At 39.4% G+C, this 19,288-nt stretch carries 17 protein-coding genes and 1 tRNA gene; 10 read left to right on the top strand and 8 right to left on the bottom strand.

Annotated features, from left to right (window positions below):
- Positions 1 to 89 precede the first annotated feature (89 nt).
- Both N523_RS0110980 and N523_RS0110970 read right to left on the bottom strand, forming a co-directional pair.
- Positions 90 to 1,130, bottom strand: coding sequence for a Leu/Phe/Val dehydrogenase (locus tag N523_RS0110980; RefSeq protein ID WP_028835045.1), 1,041 nt, complete (start codon positions 1,128 to 1,130; stop codon positions 90 to 92).
- Between the two features lie 433 nt (positions 1,131 to 1,563).
- Positions 1,564 to 3,090, bottom strand: coding sequence for a fumarate hydratase (locus N523_RS0110970; protein ID WP_008112774.1), 1,527 nt, complete (start codon positions 3,088 to 3,090; stop codon positions 1,564 to 1,566).
- A 166-nt stretch (positions 3,091 to 3,256) separates the two neighbouring features.
- On the opposite strand from N523_RS0110970, the gene pabB reads away from it, so the two are divergent.
- The 3 genes from pabB to N523_RS0110955 all read left to right on the top strand — a co-directional run bounded on the left by pabB (position 3,257) and on the right by N523_RS0110955 (position 6,661).
- On the top strand, positions 3,257 to 4,615 hold the full coding sequence (gene pabB, locus N523_RS0110965; RefSeq protein WP_028835044.1) for an aminodeoxychorismate synthase component I: 1,359 nt from the start codon (positions 3,257 to 3,259) through the stop codon (positions 4,613 to 4,615).
- Positions 4,608 to 5,183: an NUDIX hydrolase gene (locus N523_RS0110960; RefSeq protein WP_008112778.1), complete on the top strand. Its 576-nt coding sequence runs from the start codon at positions 4,608 to 4,610 to the stop codon at positions 5,181 to 5,183. The genes pabB and N523_RS0110960 overlap by 8 nt, the downstream gene beginning before the upstream one ends.
- Before the next feature lie 101 nt (positions 5,184 to 5,284).
- Complete coding sequence (locus tag N523_RS0110955; protein WP_008112780.1) at positions 5,285 to 6,661, top strand: L-serine ammonia-lyase; 1,377 nt, start codon at positions 5,285 to 5,287, stop codon at positions 6,659 to 6,661.
- 264 nt (positions 6,662 to 6,925) lie between these two features.
- Here N523_RS0110955 and cysB read toward each other — a convergent pair whose 3' ends face one another.
- Positions 6,926 to 7,903, bottom strand: a complete 978-nt coding sequence (cysB, locus tag N523_RS0110945; RefSeq protein WP_008466190.1) for an HTH-type transcriptional regulator CysB — start codon at positions 7,901 to 7,903, stop codon at positions 6,926 to 6,928.
- A gap of 295 nt (positions 7,904 to 8,198) precedes the next feature.
- Between cysB and N523_RS0110940 the strand changes: the two genes are divergently transcribed.
- Complete coding sequence (locus N523_RS0110940) at positions 8,199 to 8,954, top strand: hypothetical protein (RefSeq protein WP_013465225.1); 756 nt, start codon at positions 8,199 to 8,201, stop codon at positions 8,952 to 8,954.
- A gap of 115 nt (positions 8,955 to 9,069) precedes the next feature.
- Here the strand turns inward: N523_RS0110940 and N523_RS0110935 are convergent, their stop codons facing one another.
- Positions 9,070 to 10,362, bottom strand: coding sequence for an NCS2 family permease (locus N523_RS0110935; protein WP_008113045.1), 1,293 nt, complete (start codon positions 10,360 to 10,362; stop codon positions 9,070 to 9,072).
- 118 nt (positions 10,363 to 10,480) lie between these two features.
- Here N523_RS0110935 and N523_RS0110930 point away from each other — a divergent pair, with 118 nt between their 5' ends.
- The 3 genes from N523_RS0110930 to N523_RS0110920 all read left to right on the top strand — a co-directional run bounded on the left by N523_RS0110930 (position 10,481) and on the right by N523_RS0110920 (position 12,215).
- Entirely contained in the window at positions 10,481 to 10,942 is a 462-nt protein-coding gene (locus N523_RS0110930) for a tetratricopeptide repeat protein (protein WP_008113042.1), read from the top strand.
- A gap of 322 nt (positions 10,943 to 11,264) precedes the next feature.
- The gene (locus N523_RS0110925) at positions 11,265 to 11,699 is read left to right on the top strand and encodes a SulA-like leucine-rich domain-containing protein (RefSeq protein ID WP_028835043.1); all 435 of its coding nucleotides are present in this window, start codon (positions 11,265 to 11,267) and stop codon (positions 11,697 to 11,699) included.
- A 39-nt stretch (positions 11,700 to 11,738) separates the two neighbouring features.
- Entirely contained in the window at positions 11,739 to 12,215 is a 477-nt protein-coding gene (locus N523_RS0110920) for a YchJ family protein (RefSeq protein ID WP_028835042.1), read from the top strand.
- 67 nt (positions 12,216 to 12,282) lie between these two features.
- Here the strand turns inward: N523_RS0110920 and N523_RS0110915 are convergent, their stop codons facing one another.
- Together N523_RS0110915 and N523_RS0110910 are read right to left on the bottom strand one after the other, a co-directional pair.
- The gene (locus N523_RS0110915) at positions 12,283 to 12,585 is read right to left on the bottom strand and encodes a DUF6172 family protein (protein WP_008113037.1); all 303 of its coding nucleotides are present in this window, start codon (positions 12,583 to 12,585) and stop codon (positions 12,283 to 12,285) included.
- A gap of 212 nt (positions 12,586 to 12,797) precedes the next feature.
- On the bottom strand, positions 12,798 to 13,325 hold the full coding sequence (locus N523_RS0110910) for a VC2046/SO_2500 family protein (RefSeq protein ID WP_028835041.1): 528 nt from the start codon (positions 13,323 to 13,325) through the stop codon (positions 12,798 to 12,800).
- A gap of 112 nt (positions 13,326 to 13,437) precedes the next feature.
- Between N523_RS0110910 and N523_RS0110905 the strand changes: the two genes are divergently transcribed.
- Positions 13,438 to 13,522 (top strand) — tRNA-Tyr (locus tag N523_RS0110905).
- Between the two features lie 25 nt (positions 13,523 to 13,547).
- Here N523_RS0110905 and N523_RS0110900 read toward each other — a convergent pair.
- The gene (locus tag N523_RS0110900; protein WP_028835040.1) at positions 13,548 to 14,240 is read right to left on the bottom strand and encodes a M48 family metallopeptidase; all 693 of its coding nucleotides are present in this window, start codon (positions 14,238 to 14,240) and stop codon (positions 13,548 to 13,550) included.
- Between the two features lie 245 nt (positions 14,241 to 14,485).
- On the opposite strand from N523_RS0110900, the gene N523_RS0110895 reads away from it, so the two are divergent.
- The gene (locus N523_RS0110895) at positions 14,486 to 17,797 is read left to right on the top strand and encodes a PAS domain S-box protein (protein WP_028835039.1); all 3,312 of its coding nucleotides are present in this window, start codon (positions 14,486 to 14,488) and stop codon (positions 17,795 to 17,797) included.
- Positions 17,798 to 17,814: 17 nt separating this feature from the next.
- Complete coding sequence (locus N523_RS0110890; RefSeq protein ID WP_028835038.1) at positions 17,815 to 18,810, top strand: response regulator; 996 nt, start codon at positions 17,815 to 17,817, stop codon at positions 18,808 to 18,810.
- A gap of 47 nt (positions 18,811 to 18,857) precedes the next feature.
- Here the strand turns inward: N523_RS0110890 and N523_RS0110885 are convergent, their stop codons facing one another.
- Positions 18,858 to 19,286, bottom strand: a complete 429-nt coding sequence (locus tag N523_RS0110885; protein WP_028835037.1) for a VOC family protein — start codon at positions 19,284 to 19,286, stop codon at positions 18,858 to 18,860.
- Positions 19,287 to 19,288 lie beyond the last annotated feature (2 nt).

The raw sequence follows: 19,288 nt of genomic DNA, 5'->3' as shown, positions 1-19,288 counted from the left end.
AATGACGCTTTGGGTGTAGTTATACCAAAGTCTTACATAAGGTGTAAAAAAGGAGCGTATTTCGCTCCTATTTTAAACCGAGTGGAAACTTAAAGTCCGTTTTCAATAATTTCTTGTGCCAGTTCATCGGCAATTAAATGCGTTGATTTTTGCTCTTTTTCACTACGGGTAAAAATTTCACTAAGTGTATCGTAAATTCTTTCTACGTGTTTATTAGAAGCCTCTTTACTGTAACCCTCTGGTGCAGTTTCGTAATAAACGTTAATAATACCACCTGCATTTATTACATAATCAGGCGCATATAAAATACCTTTTTCACGTAAAATTTCACCATGGCGTGATTCAGCAAGTTGATTGTTTGCACAGCCTGCTACTATCGTTGCTTTTAAGCGTGGGATTGTTGTGTCATTAATAGTGGCACCTAATGCACAGGGTGCATAAACATCCACATTTAGGTCGTATATTTCATCAATACCAACTGCGGTTGCGCCAAAATCATTTACTACACGTTCTACTGCAGCTTGATTAATATCGGTAACAAATAACTCAGCACCGGCTTGTGCTAAATGTTTACATAATCCATAAGCTACTGCACCTAAACCTTGCACCGCAACTTTAATACCAGAAAAGTCTTTAATACCGCGTTGATGGTTAAGCGCTGCTTTCATGCCCAAAAACGTACCATAGGCTGTAAACGGCGAAGGGTTACCACTTTTTCCTTCAAGGCCTAGCACGTAATTTGTTTCTTTGTTCATTAACGCCACATCATCACAGGTAATGTTTACATCTTCTGCTGAGTAATAGCTACCATTTAGTCGCTCTAACTGGCGACCAAATGCGCGAAATAACTGCTCAGATTTGATTTCTTTGGCATTACCAATAATAACCGATTTACCACCACCAAATGGCAAGCGTGCTACGGCATTTTTATAGGTCATCCCTTTTGATAAACGCAGCACATCATATACTGCGTCTTCATCGTTAGCATAATCCCACATTCTACAACCGCCTACCGCAGGGCCTAAGTTTGTGTTATGTACCGCAATAATGGCCTTCAAACCAGACGCTTTGTCTGAACAAAAAACCACTTGTTCATGGTTATCAAATTCAACTTGATTAAATACAACCACTTTAAATACTCCGAAAATAATGGGCCCTTTTGGGCAAGCACGCTACAAATTGTCGAGACTTTATCACTTCAGTTAATGGTTCGCCACACTATGAGTAGATAAACCAAATAAAGCGCGTCAAAGTGAAAAATAAAATGACTTATCGTTAAAAGTAAGCATAAAAATTCCAAAAATAACCATTTGATTAAGTATAAAAGCTAAAAACACCATCGCAATTAAAGCTTACGCTTACGTGAACGTCACCTTGCAGTTATTTGTAAACTTAACCATACACCCTAAAAAAGTATACTACAGCTTAAAATACAATGGCTTATACACTAATTGCCTACGCAGCATAAACTGGTCTGAGGTGTATAAGTCTTTGCAAATGTAAAAGTAAATAAAAAAGCGAGCACACAGTGCTCGCTTATATGATTGCTTTTTAAGTAAAAATTTACTTCATTTTGCTGTCTAGCTCTTCAATTTTTGCTTTCCAAATAGCAGGGCCTTGGGTGTGAGCATTTGCTCCTTCACTGTCTACGGCAACTGTTACTGGCATATCTTCTACTTCAAATTCGTAGATAGCTTCCATACCTAAATCTTCAAAGGCAACAACACGTGCTTTTTTAATAGCTTTAGATACTAAGTAAGCCGCACCGCCTACCGCCATCAAATACACTGACTGGTGCTTTTTAATAGACTCAACCGTTGCAGGGCCTCGTTCAGCTTTACCTATCATACCCACGATGCCGGTTTTTTCTAACATCATATCGGTAAATTTATCCATACGTGTTGCCGTTGTGGGACCCGCTGGGCCTACTGCTTCATCGCCTACTGCATCCACAGGGCCAACGTAATAAATAAACTTGTTATCAAAATCAACACCTTCAGGTAAACCTTCCCCTGAGTTGATCATATCTTGCAGACGTTTATGAGCAGCATCTCGACCCGTTAAAATAGTACCTGAGAGTAAAACGGTTTCACCCATTTTCCATTCTTTAGTGTCTTCTTTAGTAAGAGTATCTAAATTAACACGGCGTGTGCCCTCACCCACTTCGAAAGTCACTTCTGGCCAATCTTCTAATTTAGGTGCTTTTAAATTCGCAGGACCTGAACCATCAAGGGTAAAGTGAACGTGGCGCGTAGCAGCACAATTTGGGATCATAACCACTGGCTTTGAAGCCGCGTGAGTTGGCGCCGTTTTAATTTTAATATCAACAACCGTGGTTAAACCGCCAAGGCCTTGCGCACCAATACCTAGTTTATTCGCACGTTCAAAGATTTCTAAACGCAGCTTTTCTTCTGTTGTTTCTGCGCCGCGCTCAATTAGTTCATGAATATCAACCGGATCCATTAATGACTCTTTGGCCATTACCGCTGCTTTTTCTGCCGTGCCACCAATACCTATGCCTAGCATGCCTGGTGGACACCAACCCGCCCCCATTGTTGGTAGCGTTTTTTCTACCCACTCAGCCACATCGTCAGATGGGTTTAACATCACCATTTTACTTTTGTTTTCTGAGCCGCCGCCCTTAGCAGCGACCATCACTTCGACTTTATCGCCTGCAACTAAGTCAATGTGAACCACTGATGGCGTATTATCTTTAGTGTTTTTACGTGTTCCCGCAGGATCTGCAACAATCGATGCACGTAAAGGGTTATCTGGATTTAAGTACGCACGACGCGTTCCCTCATCAACCATTTGTTGTACTGTTAAGTCGGTTTTATCCCAATTAACATCCATCCCTACTTTTACGAAACAAGTGATGATCCCGGTATCTTGACACAGTGGGCGCTTACCTTCTGCCGACATACGCGAGTTAATTAAAATTTGCGCAATCGCATCTTTAGCGGCTTTACTTTGTTCTTTGTTATACGCTTTCTCTAGTGCTTGAACAAAATCAAGAGGATGGTAAAACGAGATGTATTGCAAGGCATCTTCAATGCTATCAATAAAGTCTTGCTGACGAATTGTACTCATAGTGGTTCCTTAAGTTGTTGTTACTCACGCAGCACGTAAGCGATATCAAACCCGTGACGGTGGTTCGAACTGTTTTCAACTACAGCGCTCACTAAACGCTGCCAAATAAATTTGACTTATGATACCCTCCCAGCCCGTTTGGAGCCAGTTCTTATAGGGGTAGTAAATGCTAAACAATAAAAAAAATTGTGTTGAATTAGCCATATCACAAAATTGTATTGAGGTATTTTCGCATTTTGCTCATTTGCCTTACGCCATTTTATTAGATTCGGGTGATAGTGATCACATAAACAGTCGTTTTGACATTATTGCGATTGACCCCCAGAGAACCCTTGAAGTCGAAAATAATCAAAGCGTTTTTAATAACCAGCCAAACATAAAAAGCTGCTTTGAAATAATGAATAATGAACTGGCAAAGTTAGACAGCACTAAAGCTGCCAACAACTTACCTTTTAATGGTGGCTGGCTGGGTTATTTTGGCTATGACTTAGGCCGTACTATAGAGCAACTACCAAGCAGCGCTTTACACGACATAAATTTACCGCAAATGGCGGTTGGACTTTACCTCGATGCACTGATTTACGATAAACAACTGCGCACGTGGTTTTATGTTTCGCAGCCCAATGTAGACCGCCTTTGGCTATATCAGCAATATTTAGCGCAACCACCTAAACATGAAAGCTTTTCGCTTACATCACCGTGGCAGTCAAATATGAGTCAGACTAGCTATAGCGAAAAGTTTGCCGCGATTGAAGAATACCTAAAAAGTGGTGATTGCTATCAAATTAACTTAGCGCAGCGTTTTAGCGCACATTACCAAGGCTCGCCTTGGAGCGCCTATGTTAAATTAACTCAGGCTAATAAAGCGCCTTTTTCTAGTTTTATTAATCATCCTCAGGGCGCTATTTTGTCAATCTCACCCGAGCGTTTTATTGCAGTACACGACAATAAAGTAGAAACAAAACCCATTAAAGGGACTTTACCTCGCAAAGCAGATGCCCTTGAGGATGCAAAACAAGCGACCTTGCTGGCAAATTCGAGTAAAGACCGCGCCGAAAATGTCATGATAGTGGACCTGCTGCGAAATGATTTAGGAAAAGTCGCTAAACCGGGCTCGGTTATTGTGCCCTCATTATTTGCTATTGAAAGTTTTCCGGCGGTACACCATTTAGTGAGTACGGTCACCTCAACCCTTGATGAGGGTAAAACAGCGGTTGATCAACTGGAAGCTGCGTTTCCCGGTGGTTCAATTACAGGCGCACCAAAAGTCCGTGCCATGGAAATAATAGAAGAACTAGAACCACATAGACGTAGCATTTATTGTGGCTCTATTGGTTACATTAGTGGCTGCGGCAATATGGATACCAGTATTACTATTCGAACTTTAGTCACACATCAACAACAAATATATTGTTGGGCTGGGGGTGGTATTGTTGCTGATTCAAAAGTCGAATTGGAATATCAAGAAACTTACGATAAAGTAAATAAAATACTTCCTATATTAAATGAAGGTCGCTTTGAATAGTGAAACCATTTCGGCTCGTTTTCAATTAAACCGCAGTTTAGCCGTGGATCAGCTCAAAGATAATAAAAAAAAGCGCGCAAGCGCAGTAATGCTGCCATTGATTGATATAGATAACGAAGCACATATTTTATTGTGTAAGCGACCAACCTACCTTCATCACCACCCTGGGGAGATTTGTTTACCGGGCGGCAAGTTTGAAATTGATGATGTTAACCTACGCACCACCGCACTGCGTGAATTACATGAAGAGCTTAATATTGCCCCGCAAAATGTCCATGTGTTAGGTCAGTTACCTGAATATTCAACCCTGACCGGATTTACTATACGCCCCTTTGTAGGCTTAATTAAAAAAGAAACAGTGTGGGAAAACGACCACAACGAAGTGCAAGCTAGCTTTTTACTCTCTATAAAAGCGCTGAATAACGCGGCTAACTGGCAACCTTTGCCCTTTGAACGAGGTGGAAAAATCATTACCTTAAATGGCTTTATCACCCCACATGGGCTTTTGTGGGGAGCCACAGCCAGCATTATTAAAAACTTTACAAAACAACTCGCCATACCAGTTTAAATCTTTACTAATAAGGGTTACACACCTGCGTTTCCACGTTATTATAGTCGACCGTTCAAAGAACAGCTTAATGCTGAGAAAACTAAGTAGAGACACACATTATGATCAGTGCATTTGATATGTTTAGCATTGGTATTGGCCCTTCATCGTCACATACCGTTGGCCCAATGCGTGCATCACGCTTATTTGTTAATGACCTAAACGAACAACAACTATTAGCAAATGTGACCGATGTAAAAGTAGAGCTTTACGGCTCGCTTGGCCAAACAGGTGTTGGCCACGGCTCTGGTAAAGCAGTGATACTTGGCTTAGCAGGGTATGATCCTGAAACCATTGATGCCGATTTAGTGGATGACATACTCGCTAAAATTGAAAAAGAACAGGTTATTTACCTAAACCAAACTCACAAAGCTAAATTCCCTAAGCAAGGCGCGATTGTTTTTCATCGCAGAAAGACACTCCCTAAACATTCCAACGCAATGGAAATTATTGCCTATAACAATGGCGAAAAAGTATATAGCAAAGTTTACTACTCTATTGGTGGCGGATTTATTGTTACTGATGAAGAGTTTGAAAAAGAAAAACAAGCCGCCTTAGATATCCGTGAAGAAAACCCAGCCCCGTTCCCGTTTGGCTCGGCTAAAGAATTACTCGAAATGTGTAAAGAGTCGGGTTACAGCGTATCAACGTTAATGATGAAAAACGAAAAAACGTTACGCAGTGAAGAAGCCATTAAAGATGAGCTATTTAATATTTGGCAAGTAATGAAAGCCTGTATTGAGCGAGGTATGCGCACCGAAGGTATTTTACCTGGCGGATTAAAAGTAAAACGCCGTGCGCCAAGCTTATATTTAAAGCTTAATGTAGAAGTCAGTAACGATCCGCTGCGCGCCATGGACTGGGTTGATTTATTCGCATTAGCTGTAAACGAAGAAAATGCAGCCGGAGGACGTGTAGTAACTGCCCCCACAAATGGCGCAGCCGGAATTTTACCTGCAGTATTAATGTATTATCATACTTTTATTAAAGAAGTAGACCGTGATATTGCTACCCGCTACTTATTAACTGCCGCTGCAATAGGCATTTTATATAAAAAGAATGCCTCTATTTCTGGTGCTGAAGTGGGTTGCCAAGGCGAAGTCGGTGTTGCTTGTTCAATGGCCGCAGGCGCACTTACTGAAATTGTTGGTGGTAACGTTGTACACGTAGAAAATGCCGCTGAAATTGGTATGGAACATAACTTAGGGTTAACCTGTGACCCTGTTGGCGGCTTAGTGCAAGTCCCCTGTATTGAACGTAATGCAATGGGCGCTATTAAAGCAATTAATGCGTCGCGCCTTGCTATACGCGGTAGTGGTGAGCAAAAAGTATCGCTGGATAAAGTAATAAAAACCATGCTCGATACGGGTAACGATATGAAAACAAAATACAAAGAAACCGCTCGCGGTGGACTGGCCGTTAATATTATCGAGTGCTAATTAACCTGAACTCTGGTTAAGAGATTTACTAACATATTGGATCAAAATGATATTTATGTTTATTTTCTCTAGCTAGAGATTTTTAGTGAAAACAAGGCGAAATTACGCGTCAATAGCTAGCCTATTGCAAGTAAATTCAACGCAGTTAGCGCTGAAAATAGCTGCTTGAGATGGATTTATTATCCACAGTTCAGGTTAATTACATAGCACAAAAAAGCCGCTTAGTTGCAAAACTAAGCGGCTTTTCATTGCTGTTTATGGCGGTTACTTAACCGGCAATTCAATATCAGCAAATAACTTATCAACATCTTCTTGATTACGCAGTAAACTCGCACGCTCTACTCGCTCTTTAGTTAAATGCGGTGCAAAACGTTCGATAAAGTCATACATGTAGGTGCGTAAAAAACTGCCCTTTCTAAAGCCAATTTTAGTCGTGCTCGCCTCAAATAAATGGCTAGCATCAATGCACACTAAGTCGCTGTCGTTTACCTGATCAATTGCCATAGATGCAACCACACCCACACCTAGCCCTAAACGCACATACGTTTTAATGACATCGGCATCGGTGGCAGTAAATACAATATGTGGCTCTAATCCGTAAGCATTAAATGCTTTGTCGAGCTCCGAACGACCTGTAAAGCCAAATACGTAAGTAATGAGTGGGTATTGGGCTATATCAGCCACTGTTAAATTATCCACTTTTTTCGCAAGGGGATGATCTTTAGCAACCACAATACTACGATTCCAATGGTAGCAAGGCAGCATTACTAAATCTGAATATAAATGAAGCGCTTCTGTGGCAATGGCAAAATCAGCATCACCGCGAGCGGCTGCATCCGATATTTGCTGTGGTGTACCTTGATGCATATGCAGTGATACCGCAGGATATTTTTGAGTAAAGCCTTTAATTACACTCGGTAACGCATACCGTGCTTGTGTATGCGTGGTAGCAATATTAAGTTTGCCTTGATCCGGTAAAGTATGTTCATTCGCAACCGCTTTAATACCCTCAACTTTTGAGAGTATTTCGCGTGATATGTTAATGATTTCCTCGCCAGCGCCTGTAACATGAGTTAAATGCTTACCACTGCGGCCAAAAATTTGTACACCGAGCTCATCTTCTAACATACGTACTTGCTTAGAAATACCAGGCTGGGAGGTAAATAAACTCTCAGCCGTAGCTGAAACATTTAATTTATGATTTTGAACTTCTACGATATATCTAAGTTGTTGTAATTTCATGGCTATGTAGTTTCGTTATAATTCACATTGACAGATAAAAGCGCACCCTAACTATAGGTAGCTATATAAAAGGCTGATTAATGTTACATAATATAACAATTAATTTGTTGAAATTTCAGGTTAACACAATAAATAAACTTGAGGTAGCAATGATTATCAGCAATCGAAACATAACATATTAAGATTTAAACGCTTTATGGTGACGCTTTTTTCAGTTAATCTGAGCAAAGTTTCCCACCTTTTATATATTTAATGTAAGATTAGATAATAAGGTTAAGAATTTGAGAATTATAACATGATAGTTTCCATTATAATTGTATTAATTGTTGCACTTATAGTCATTGCACTATGGGTTAGTGCTGTTCAGCAACACAAAGAAAAACAAGAAGCTGAACGACGCAAAGAGTTAACAAAACAAAAAGCAATCATTGAAGAAACCGAAGAAGCATTAATGAATAGCGCCAACATTCCACTTTCAGAGGCAACTCAGCGAATATTACAACGACGAATTCATGATGCGCTCAGTCAAATGGTGTCTATTTCAAGCGGAGGTAGTGGACTAAAAAACCGCTTAAAAGAAGCAAAAGAGCGACTACAAAACCCAATTCAAGACGGTTCAGATGGCTTTGTATTACCAGGCAACGACAAACAACTGATATCGCTGATACAAGGCATTAAAAAGTTACGCACTATTATTCGTTCTGAGCATAATAAAGGCAAAGTAGACAGCCAGGTATTTATTGCAGAAGACAAACGCCTTGAAAAGCTACAACTAAGAATCAACATTGAAAGCCAAATAAAACGTGGGTTATCAGCGCAAACAGCTGGAATGATAGGCTCTGCTAGGCAGTACTTTGAAAAAGCAGCTGCCACACTTAACAGTGTTTCATTTAATGACGATTACATTACGGCAAAACGAGCTGAAGTTGAAGGCTACCTTGAAACGATAAGTAATGAACTCAAGGCATCAAATGCTACATCATTGAAGAAAAAGAACGAACAAGAGCAAGATGATTTAGACGTATTATTTGCACCTAAAAAGAAATGGTAACTCCTTTCTAAATAAAAAAGCCCATGCAGTTGCATGGGCTTTTTTTTGAATAGGATTTTGCCCCACTTTGTGTTTACATATTAGGACATATACACATTCTAACAAGCTGCCTGCATTAAGATAAAAATGCGAACTTAACAATAAACAAGGCAGTTAAAATCCAAACACTAATGCTTACCTGATCTTTTTTGCCACACAGCACTTTTACCGCCGTATAAGAAATAAAACCAAGTGCAATACCGTGTGCAATTGAGAACGTCAGCGGTGTCATTAATAATACAACACTCACCGGAATTGCATCAGTCATGTCGTCCCAATTCACAAACTTTAAGTTTTGTAGCATCAATACAGATACATATAAAATAGCTCCCGCGGTTGCGTATGCAGGCACCATTTGAGCTAAAGGCGCAAAAAACATCATCAGTAAAAAGCAGCAACCCACAACCACAGCGGTCAAACCCGTTCGACCACCAACAGATACACCTGCAACAGACTCAATGTATGACGTGGTTGTTGAAGTACCGAGCATTGCACCTGCAATGGTTGCTGTGCTGTCGGCGCTTAATGCACGACCTAAACGCGGCATATTACCGTTTTTATCTGCTAAACCAGCCTTCTGAGTTACCGCAACTAACGTGCCTGAGGTATCAAACAAATCAACGAATAAAAACGCAAAAATAACACTCAACATCGACAGTTCAAACGCGGCACTAAAGTCCAGTTGCATAAAGGTCGGCATGATAGAAGGTGGCATTGCAATAACACCATGATACTCCACTAACCCCATAGACACAGCAATCGCGGTGACTAGTAAAATACTAATCAGTACGCCACTTTTAAAATCGCGATAAAGCAGTGCAGCAATAACAAAAAAGCTGAAAATAGCCAATAAAGGACCAGGCGAGGTAATATCACCCAACTGCACCAGTGTTGCAGGACTTGATACAATAATACCGGCACTTTTAAGTGCGATGAGAGCTAAAAATGCGCCAATACCCGTTGCTATTGCTTGCTTGAGCACCAGAGGGATTGCATTAATAATCCACTCTCGCACCTTAAATAAGCTTAGAATTAAAAATATACACCCTGACATAAATACCGCACCCAACGCAGCTTGCCAGCTATAACCCATACCTAATACAACACCATAGGTAAAAAATGCATTTAATCCCATACCCGGTGCCAATGCCAGTGGGTAATTGGCCCACAAACCCATAATAAAACACCCTATTGCAGCAGCAATACAGGTGGCAACAAAAGCAGCACCTTGGTCCATACCGGCTTCTGCAAGCATAGCTGGGTTAACGAATACGATATAAACCATCGTAATAAATGTAGTCATACCGGCAATACATTCACGGCGAACCGAAGAATCATTTGCACGGATTTTGAATAAGGCTTCGAGCATAATAAACTTGTGGTTGTAAAAAGTGGCGAGATTTTAGCATAAAAATAACTTTTTACAGGACATTTTACCTTGCTATATACTAAACTAGCTAAGTGATTAAAATAACAAACGAAGTAGCATGATCAAAACGACACCAAGTGGCCAAGACTTAGAGCAACAATTAGACAACATTCTTTCTTTTGTAACGCAACCAAGCGATGCAAATCTCCCTGCGAGCTCTAAAAACACCGATCAAGACACATTAAATAAAGCCCTTTATTACCTTAAAAATGAACAAGGCGCCTTAGCCGCAAAATGGATGCGTTTGGCAGCAATGGCAGGAAATTATCGCGCGCAGTTTTATTTAGGGCTGTTTTTTATAAAAGGGCAAGGTGTGCCGCAAAGTGTATTTCATGGTGCTGCGTGGCTTAGCTTAGCAAGCAGTCAAGGCTATGAACCCGCCATAGAAGCAATGAGCGATATACGAAAACATATTAGTACTAAACGACTTAAAGATGCTCAATGCTACGCAGCCAGCCTGTATGAACAAATTCACCAGTTACAATTTTCACATTTGATCCCTCCTAGTAGCGAAAAATAATTTCACTGCCCAGCAACTCATTTCATCTGTAAATTAATTAAGCGTTTATAGCCAAAACAAGCACGCTTAATTAATTTAAACTACTGTATACCCCCTGTTCATCTGTATTTATTTGCTCCCAGCCTTAAAATTAATTCTGTGGGCATTAACTTTCAATAAAAATTAAACCATTGTTATATATAGATTATTTATATATTTATAGTAACTGTCGCGTTTTAAGATGAATAACTGTACAAAAAAATAGCAAAAAACACTTGCACCAAACAACTGTATAAACTACTGTATGAATGTACTGTATAAAAACCCAGTGAGTGAGAAGATTATGTTACAGCCAATTACCGTAAGAACAGTTAAAAGCTATCAACAAGATGACCAATCAGATTGTGTTAACGTTGTACAAATTGAAGATGAAATTTCAGCAACGTTTGAGTTATTAAAAGTATTACACCAATACAACAGCCTAAACGCATGGACACTGTTAATAGCACCCGATAACGTACCGAGCAAAGCGCTACTTGATTCATGCTCAATTGATACCAGTAAATTACTGGTTATTCGTCAAAAGCATTTAGTTAATTTAGAGTATGTTTTAAGTTCTGCACTTCACAATGGAAATTTTGCCGCGGTGATCACCTGGACTGACATAATAAATAACCAACAACTGTCGCAGTTATCATTAAACTTGAGCCATACGCGCACTAAGTTGTATTGCTTTAGCAAAAAAAGCGCTCACCCTGAGATTTCACTTACGCAATAAGCTTGATAAACTAGCGTTTTAATACACAGTACATTTATCATGACTTCTAACGCCCTATTATGTTTTTGTGGCAGTCAGCAACCTTATGCTGATTGCTGCGAGCCTTTTCATTTAAAAACCAAACAGCCACACACACCAGAGCAACTTATGCGTGCACGCTACAGTGCTTATGCTGTTAAAAACGCGGTTTTTGTTCGTGAAAGTTATGCAAAAGAAAAACAAGCTGAAAATTCAATTTCAGAAATTAAAGATTTTGCAAATAGTTGCCGTTTTATAAACTTAGCCGTATTAGACTCTGGTTATAATGATGAAACAGGATTTGTTACATTTAAAGCTCACTACTTTTATCAAGGTTTATATTGCGAGTTGGCAGAAAATTCAAGGTTTATTAAAGAAGATGGACAATGGCGATATCTTGATGGTGAGATTACACCGGTTGCCGATATTAAAGTAAAACGTAATGATACGTGCCCTTGTGGCAGTAATAAAAAATACAAAAAATGTCATAGTGTATAAACTTCAGCTACAAAAAATGGGCCACAAGGCCCATTTTCAAAAACTACACTAAACGCAAATTAGCGTTTTACTCGCCATCATCTTCATCGAAATCTTGACGCTGTGCAGGTCTTGCTAAAATCTCTAAGTAAAAAGAAGTTAAACCTTGCTTTTCAATTTCACTGATGTGATTGTTAATTTCAGCAACGTGAACCACTTGGGCTTCTTCAGCCGTGTTACCAAACTTACAATCAAATGCCCAGTAGTCGGCATCAACAGGTAAAGTTTTATTACGTTCTCTTTTCAAATATTTTTTCACTTCATGCTTTGCAGCATCAACCATACGAGGGTATTTGATTTTCTCATGATTCAGCGTGAATGTTTTCTTCATTACGTTCCTAATTACCTTGGTTTAATGATAATGGCATTTAATGTCATACCATTTGCGCCATTATAGCAATTGCATTTAAATTTTGGATGCTTTTTTTATATTAAATCAGTTATTAAAATAAAGCACCTATAAAACCAATAGTTACTTACTACTATAAACACAGTTTATTACAATCAAATGGCATGTATAAAGCAGCAATTGAACACATATAATTAGGCACTAAACAAATGTAATGGCTGGTGGATAGCTTCATTTTGTAAATCATCATAAAATGCCACCGCATCCATTTGAGGGTTTGATAACTCGGTGTTGGTATTTTGAATTCGTCGACGTACCGCTAATTCACAGTTATCAATGACAGTCAGTGGAATGTGGTTTTTATCATCACGAATATTAAATGGCTCAGGCTTTAAGCACTGAGTTAACTTTATATCACTCATCCCTACAGCGCTTCCCATTTTTGCTAAAAGCTCTGTGTTATTTTTACCAATTAACATATTAAAGGTATCTGGCGCTAATGGCTGCTTTGGACCTGCGCCAAATTGTTTACGCAGAGCATCTTCATTAGCTTGATAATGCTTAGTGTCACTTTTGGGTAGGTGGAATTCACTAAAATCGAGTGCATCGTGAGAGAGCATTGCTAATAAAAGTGCAAACTCGCCTCGGCGGTTTTCGTGCACACTTTCGTTAAGCCTTGTTTTTAACTGGCTCTCCGTGATTAACAAATCACCAATCTGCATAGACTTTAGCCTATTTAACTAATTAATAAGTATTTATCGGCTAAATTTGAATTTTCTTTAGCTTTTTTCTTTACTTAAATAAGAAGTTTGCTATTATCTGCCGCGTTGCATTGGAGGGGTTCCCGAGCGGCCAAAGGGATCAGACTGTAAATCTGACGGCTCAGCCTTCGCTGGTTCGAATCCAGCTCCCTCCACCACTTCTCTTCTCTACCTTATTTCTTTTTATTCAAATACCCACTGTAAACTCATACCATGATTGTTTAACCAGTTACTTGCTTGTTTATAATCTGAATAAAATAATCCCACACGTTGCCAAAATTGAGCGCTGTGATTTAAATATTTTAAATGTGCTAATTCATGAACAATCACGTAGTCAATGACCCATGTCGGTGCACTTGCCAAGTGTAAGTTGAAGGTTAGTTCACGCCTGCGATTACAACTACCCCAGCGACGTTTATACAATTGAATACGAATATTACTCGGTAGCTTTTCACCCATCAGCTGACAATAATCGTTAACTCGCATTTCAATATAGCTTTCTAATTTCTCATGCAAAAACTGCTCTAGCAAACTTTGATACATTTGCGTTTGATGCTTTACACGTGAAGAAATACTCAGTAACAGCGTTTGGCTTTCATTGTGCTGCTGCCATTGAGTGCGTACTGCGTTTTCAAATTGCACATTAACAGCTTCATTAAATAATTTAATACTCTGGGTTTTGAGTGGAAACTGTCGTGTATCGGCTTGAATTTGTTGCTTATGTAACTGAGCATCAATCCAGTCCTGTTTACTTAACAGCCATTCATTAATTTGTGTTTTCGTTACAAAATGGGGCGCATATACCGTAAGCTCACGTTGTGCGACTTTGATAGCCACTGTTTTTCTTCGCTTACTACGCTTTAAAGTGTAATCCAACAATGAATGCTGCCTATTTATAATTAACCACTGGGTTTTATTTTACCTTGTACCATAACGGCTAATCTATAAATAATCCCTACTAAATGCCATTTTAATAACAATGGATTTAGTGCTACTCAATAAATAGTATGGTTTAGAGCTTAAAACACTTACGTTACTTTTGTAATTTATAACTCAATACCTTGTGATTATTATTGTATTTTATATTAGACTGAATTTAAGAGTTATTATGTGAATGATTGATGTTAGCTAATTTTTTTATAAACGAACCAGATCCAAGCCTAATTATTAATGGTGTATACGACCCAAGTTTAGTGACACTATCTATACTCACCGCAATTTTTGCAGCTTATTTTTCTTTGCACGTTATCGATTTAGCAAATAATACACATTTTAAATCTTATCGAAAGTTAGCCAATATAACCGCAGCCTTAGTCCTTGCCGGAGGGGTCTGGAGCATGCACTTTATTGCTATGCTCGCATTTTCTTTGTGCACTACAATTGAATACGACCCCACACTCACTTTTGTATCGTTTATACCGGCGTTACTGGCATGTACCATTGCTTTTTCTTGTTTGAAAACATATAGCTCTCACCCTCGTATTATCAATTTAATTCTAAGCTCTCTTTTATTTGGCGCGGGTGTTGGCACCATGCATTACAGCGGTATGGCCGCGATGCAATTAAGTCCTTTACTTCGTTATGATCCAATATGGTTTGGCGCTTCAATTGTTGTTGCAGTGCTGCTGTCTTTTATAAGTCTCTATGCACGTTTTCATTTACCAGCACACTTTAAAAAATTAACGCCTGTGCATAATCGTATTATTTGCGCCCTTATTCTTGGCCTTGCCGTGGCTGGTATGCATTATATGGGCATGGCTGCTACGCGATTTATTGCAACAAGCCCGATAATTAACGAGCAAACAAACCAATCACATCTAACCTTTATTGCTATTAGTGTGTCGTTCGCCACGCTTTTATTAACAGCGGTGGTTGTGATCATCAATGGCATGATCCGTTACAGAATGCTGTTGGGGAAAAAATCAGCTGAAGAGTCTCGCCTTGATGCTATTTTATCAACTGCCATTGACGGCATCGTTACTATCAATATCAAAGGCACTATTTTGAGCTTTAATAAAGCCGCAGAAACAATTTTTGGCTGGCAAGATAATGAGGTTATTGGCCAGAATGTAAAAATATTAATGGCTGATGATATTGCTAATCAACACGATGCTTTTTTAAAAAATACAACAAACCATGAGGTAAAACGTGTTATTGGTGTTAATCGCGATGTGTGGGCAAAACATAAAAATGGTCATCAATTTCCAATTCGCTTAGGGATTGGTGAAGTAAAGCAATTACAAACTGAAACATTGTTTGTAGGCTTTATTACCGATTTAACTGAGCAAAGAGCGTTACAACAAAGCTTAATTGAAAAAGAGCGACAATACCGTACCTTAATGAACAATATGCCCGGTGTGGTATTTCGCTGCTTGTTAGATGAACACTGGAGCATGTTGTTTATCAGCCCTAGCGTCTATGAACTAACGGGTTATCGCGCTGAAGAATTTACTGAGCAGCGTATTACCTTTGCCGAGCTTATTGTTAAAGAAGATGAAGCGGCGATTTCTTTAGCGATTGATCAAGCAGTTGCATCGACCAGTCAATACTCAATTGAGTACCGCATTCGCCATCGCAACGGCAATATTATTTGGGTACTCGATCAAGCAAGTATTATCACTAACTCTAAAGATGATACACGCTGGGTTGATGGCGTTTTAGTTGATATAACCAAGCGCCATGAATATGAGCAAAGCTTAAAGCAAGCTAAATACGAGGCTGAAGCAGCCGCGCAAGCTAAACAGTCTTTTATGGCAAATATGAGCCATGAGATACGTACCCCCATGAATGCAATTATTGGCTTTAGTGATATTTTAATGGATAGTCCGCTTAATAAAGAACAACAAAAACAAATTATTACCGTTAATAACGCTGCGCGTTCTTTATTGCATTTACTCAACGATATCCTTGACTCAGCAAAGCTAGAGAAAGGTAAACTCGAAATTCAAAAAGTACATTTTAACTTGCAAGAATTGCTCGATAATATTGTGTCGACATTTTGGCTTGATGCAAAACGCAAAGACTTACAGCTCATTTTAAAAATAGCTGACAATGTAAATCCATTTTATTTTGGTGATGATACGCGTTTACGCCAAGTGCTAACCAATTTAATCGGCAATGCGATAAAGTTTACTGAGCAAGGCCATGTTACTGTTTCGGTTACTCATAAACCCAATCAACCCATTTTATTTGAAGTACAAGATAGTGGTATAGGTATCGAAAAAGGTCGCCTTGAGGCTATTTTTAAACCCTTTGAGCAAGCAGATGGCACCACAACACGCCGATTTGGTGGCACAGGGCTTGGCACAACAATTAGTAAGCAGCTGGTTGAATTAATGGGCGGCAAAATATATGCACAAAGTACCCTTGGTCAAGGTAGCTGTTTTTCCTTTACTGTTGGGCTTGAGGCAGGCGAAAAAAGTCAGGTGCAAGCCATTAGTAAAAACGCATTTAGCTTACCCCCATTAAAAATCTTAGTGGTGGATGATATTGAACAAAATATCGAACTACTCACTATTATGCTTTCCCAAGCAGGCCATCAGGTAAGTAAAGCAAATAATGGTTTTGAGGCCATTGACATGTTTAATCAGCATCGCTTTGATATTATCCTAATGGATATTCATATGCCTAAATGTGATGGGATCAGTGCCACAGCATCAATTCGCTCTTTAGAGCAGCAAAAAAAACTAAAGCACACGCCAATAATTGCCTTAACGGCCAGTGTGCTACAGCAAGATAAGCTAACAGCCAAACAAGCGGGTATGAATGGTTTTACAACCAAACCCGTTGACATAAACCAACTCAACCAAGAAATAGCACGGGTGCTTGGGCTTACTATCAGCCAGTTAGTAACTAACGATCCAATAGATTCAAAACTTCGTATAGATTTTAATAAAGGCGAAAAAATGTGGGGCAGCAAAGAGAAACATCTCAAAGAGGTTGTACTCTTTTTAGCTCAGCATCAAAATAGTATGCAAACCTTGGCGACCACTAAGCTAAACGATAAGCATCATGCTCATATTTTGCATAATTTAAAAGGCCTTGCCGGTAATTTAGCGCTCAATAATTTATCTTACTTAATTGCGCAAGCTGAAAAACAACGTGATATAGCCAGTTATACTCAGTGCATATTAAAATGTCAGCAAGAGTGGCAGCAGCTAGCAGATGAATTATCACACTTACACATTGCTTTTAAAGAGAATGAATTACAAAAAGAAACCGTGTCAGATGCTGAATTTATTCACCAATTAACGCTTTTACTCAGCCAAGCTAAACGAGCAGAGTTGGATGATACGTTATTAAGTTATATTGAAAGAATAACACCCGAACAACACAAAGCTGCTATTTTGAATATTTATGAGCAGTTTAATGACTTTGAATTTGATAATGCACAAACACAGCTCAACGCATTATTAACAACACTCAATAACTAGCTCTTCTGAGGATGACGATGGATCAATCGATAAGTCAGGCGCGAATATTAATCGTCGATGATGAACCTGCAAATTTAAAAGTAATGCGCGAGGTCTTAGCGAGTAACTACCGTTTATCGTTTGCTAAATCGGGGGCTGTGGCACTGCAATTAATAGAAAACGATCCGCCAAAACTCATTTTACTTGATGTAATGATGCCAGATATGAATGGCTTTGAAGTGTGCAAAATTTTAAAAGCTAATCCTAAAACCGCACACATTCCGGTCATTTTTGTCACCGCACTCACGCAAGAACAAGATGAATCGGAAGGGTTTTCGCTAGGTGCGGTTGACTATATAACCAAACCTATTAGCCCTGCGATTGTAAAGGCAAGGGTAAAAACTCATCTTTCTTTAGTACAAGCCGAGCAACTAAAACAAGCACATGTAGATTTAGTTGAGCGATTGGGTCGCGCGGCAGAGTATAAAGATACCGATACGGGTGAGCATATTGCACGAATGAGCCAATACAGCAAAGTACTTGCTTTAGCGTTGGGAATGAACGAACAACACGCAGAATTATTACGCCAAGCTGCGCCAATGCACGATGTCGGAAAAATAGGTATTCCTGATTCGATACTGTTAAAACCTGGCAAATTAACCCCCGACGAATTTGCACACATGAAAGAGCATGCCGCTATAGGGGCTAAAATATTGGCCAACTCACCTTCCCCCTTACTGCAACTTGCCCATGTATTGGCTATTGAACATCATGAAAAATGGGATGGCACAGGTTATCCTAATGGATTGAAAGGCGAGGAAATCTCTATTGAGGGGCGGATTGTAGCGATTGCTGATGTATTTGATGCACTTACATCAAAACGTCCTTATAAAGAGCCGTGGAGCATTGAGCAAACACTAGAGCATATGAAACAACAAGCAGGAAAACACTTTGACCCTCAGCTGGTTGATCTTTTTATTAGCAAAATAGACGCTATTTTAGCGATAAAAAAGGCTCATCAAGAACGCGATTAAATCGTCTCTTTTTTGAACAAATATTACTGCACAAAGTTCAACAGGACCTAGCCTCTTTTGGCATTGTGAGAGCCTAACGCTACAGCTGGAAAATGCTGTTTTATAATGCGGTAGTCATGGGAAGTGATCTCATGGCTATTGCCACTGTTATCTTTAAAATACATAGAAAAAGTCACGCCATGATCAGCCAGTATCGTTTTAATTTCAAGCTGCTCAAAATGTGCTAACCACGCTATAAATTGCTCACCGGTTGCAGCAAAAGCGATTCCTTTACTTCGCCCTGGCGCCTCAAATAAAGCTAAACGTGTGGATGCGTTTTCATCTTCAAGCGTTAAAGGGCCTTTGCCTTCTTCATTCCAAAATGCTAATTCCTCTACTACAGTAAAACCAAGCACCTTTTCATACCAATCAACGGCTTGGGTGAGGCTTTGAACATTTAAATGACAATGATCAATACCGCTCAATTTTGGCCTCACTG

This window comes from Pseudoalteromonas sp. 23_GOM-1509m, assembly GCF_000518425.1.
Taxonomy (GTDB): Bacteria; Pseudomonadota; Gammaproteobacteria; order Enterobacterales; family Alteromonadaceae; genus Pseudoalteromonas; species Pseudoalteromonas tetraodonis.
Note: the sequence above shows the minus strand (reverse complement) of the source record. Positions and strands in the feature narration are given on the sequence as shown.

Coding starts and splice junctions, on each gene's coding strand:
- N523_RS0110890 (WP_028835038.1), top strand. CDS start 17,815: ATGGATCAATCGATAAGTCAGGCGCGAATATTAATCGTCGATGATGAA.
- cysB (WP_008466190.1), bottom strand. CDS start 7,903: ATGAAATTACAACAACTTAGATATATCGTAGAAGTTCAAAATCATAAA.
- N523_RS0110970 (WP_008112774.1), bottom strand. CDS start 3,090: ATGAGTACAATTCGTCAGCAAGACTTTATTGATAGCATTGAAGATGCC.
- N523_RS0110895 (WP_028835039.1), top strand. CDS start 14,486: ATGTTAGCTAATTTTTTTATAAACGAACCAGATCCAAGCCTAATTATT.
- N523_RS0110925 (WP_028835043.1), top strand. CDS start 11,265: ATGTTACAGCCAATTACCGTAAGAACAGTTAAAAGCTATCAACAAGAT.
- N523_RS0110940 (WP_013465225.1), top strand. CDS start 8,199: ATGATAGTTTCCATTATAATTGTATTAATTGTTGCACTTATAGTCATT.
- pabB (WP_028835044.1), top strand. CDS start 3,257: ATGCTAAACAATAAAAAAAATTGTGTTGAATTAGCCATATCACAAAAT.
- N523_RS0110935 (WP_008113045.1), bottom strand. CDS start 10,362: ATGCTCGAAGCCTTATTCAAAATCCGTGCAAATGATTCTTCGGTTCGC.
- N523_RS0110930 (WP_008113042.1), top strand. CDS start 10,481: ATGATCAAAACGACACCAAGTGGCCAAGACTTAGAGCAACAATTAGAC.
- N523_RS0110915 (WP_008113037.1), bottom strand. CDS start 12,585: ATGAAGAAAACATTCACGCTGAATCATGAGAAAATCAAATACCCTCGT.
- N523_RS0110910 (WP_028835041.1), bottom strand. CDS start 13,325: ATGCAGATTGGTGATTTGTTAATCACGGAGAGCCAGTTAAAAACAAGG.
- N523_RS0110920 (WP_028835042.1), top strand. CDS start 11,739: ATGACTTCTAACGCCCTATTATGTTTTTGTGGCAGTCAGCAACCTTAT.
- N523_RS0110955 (WP_008112780.1), top strand. CDS start 5,285: ATGATCAGTGCATTTGATATGTTTAGCATTGGTATTGGCCCTTCATCG.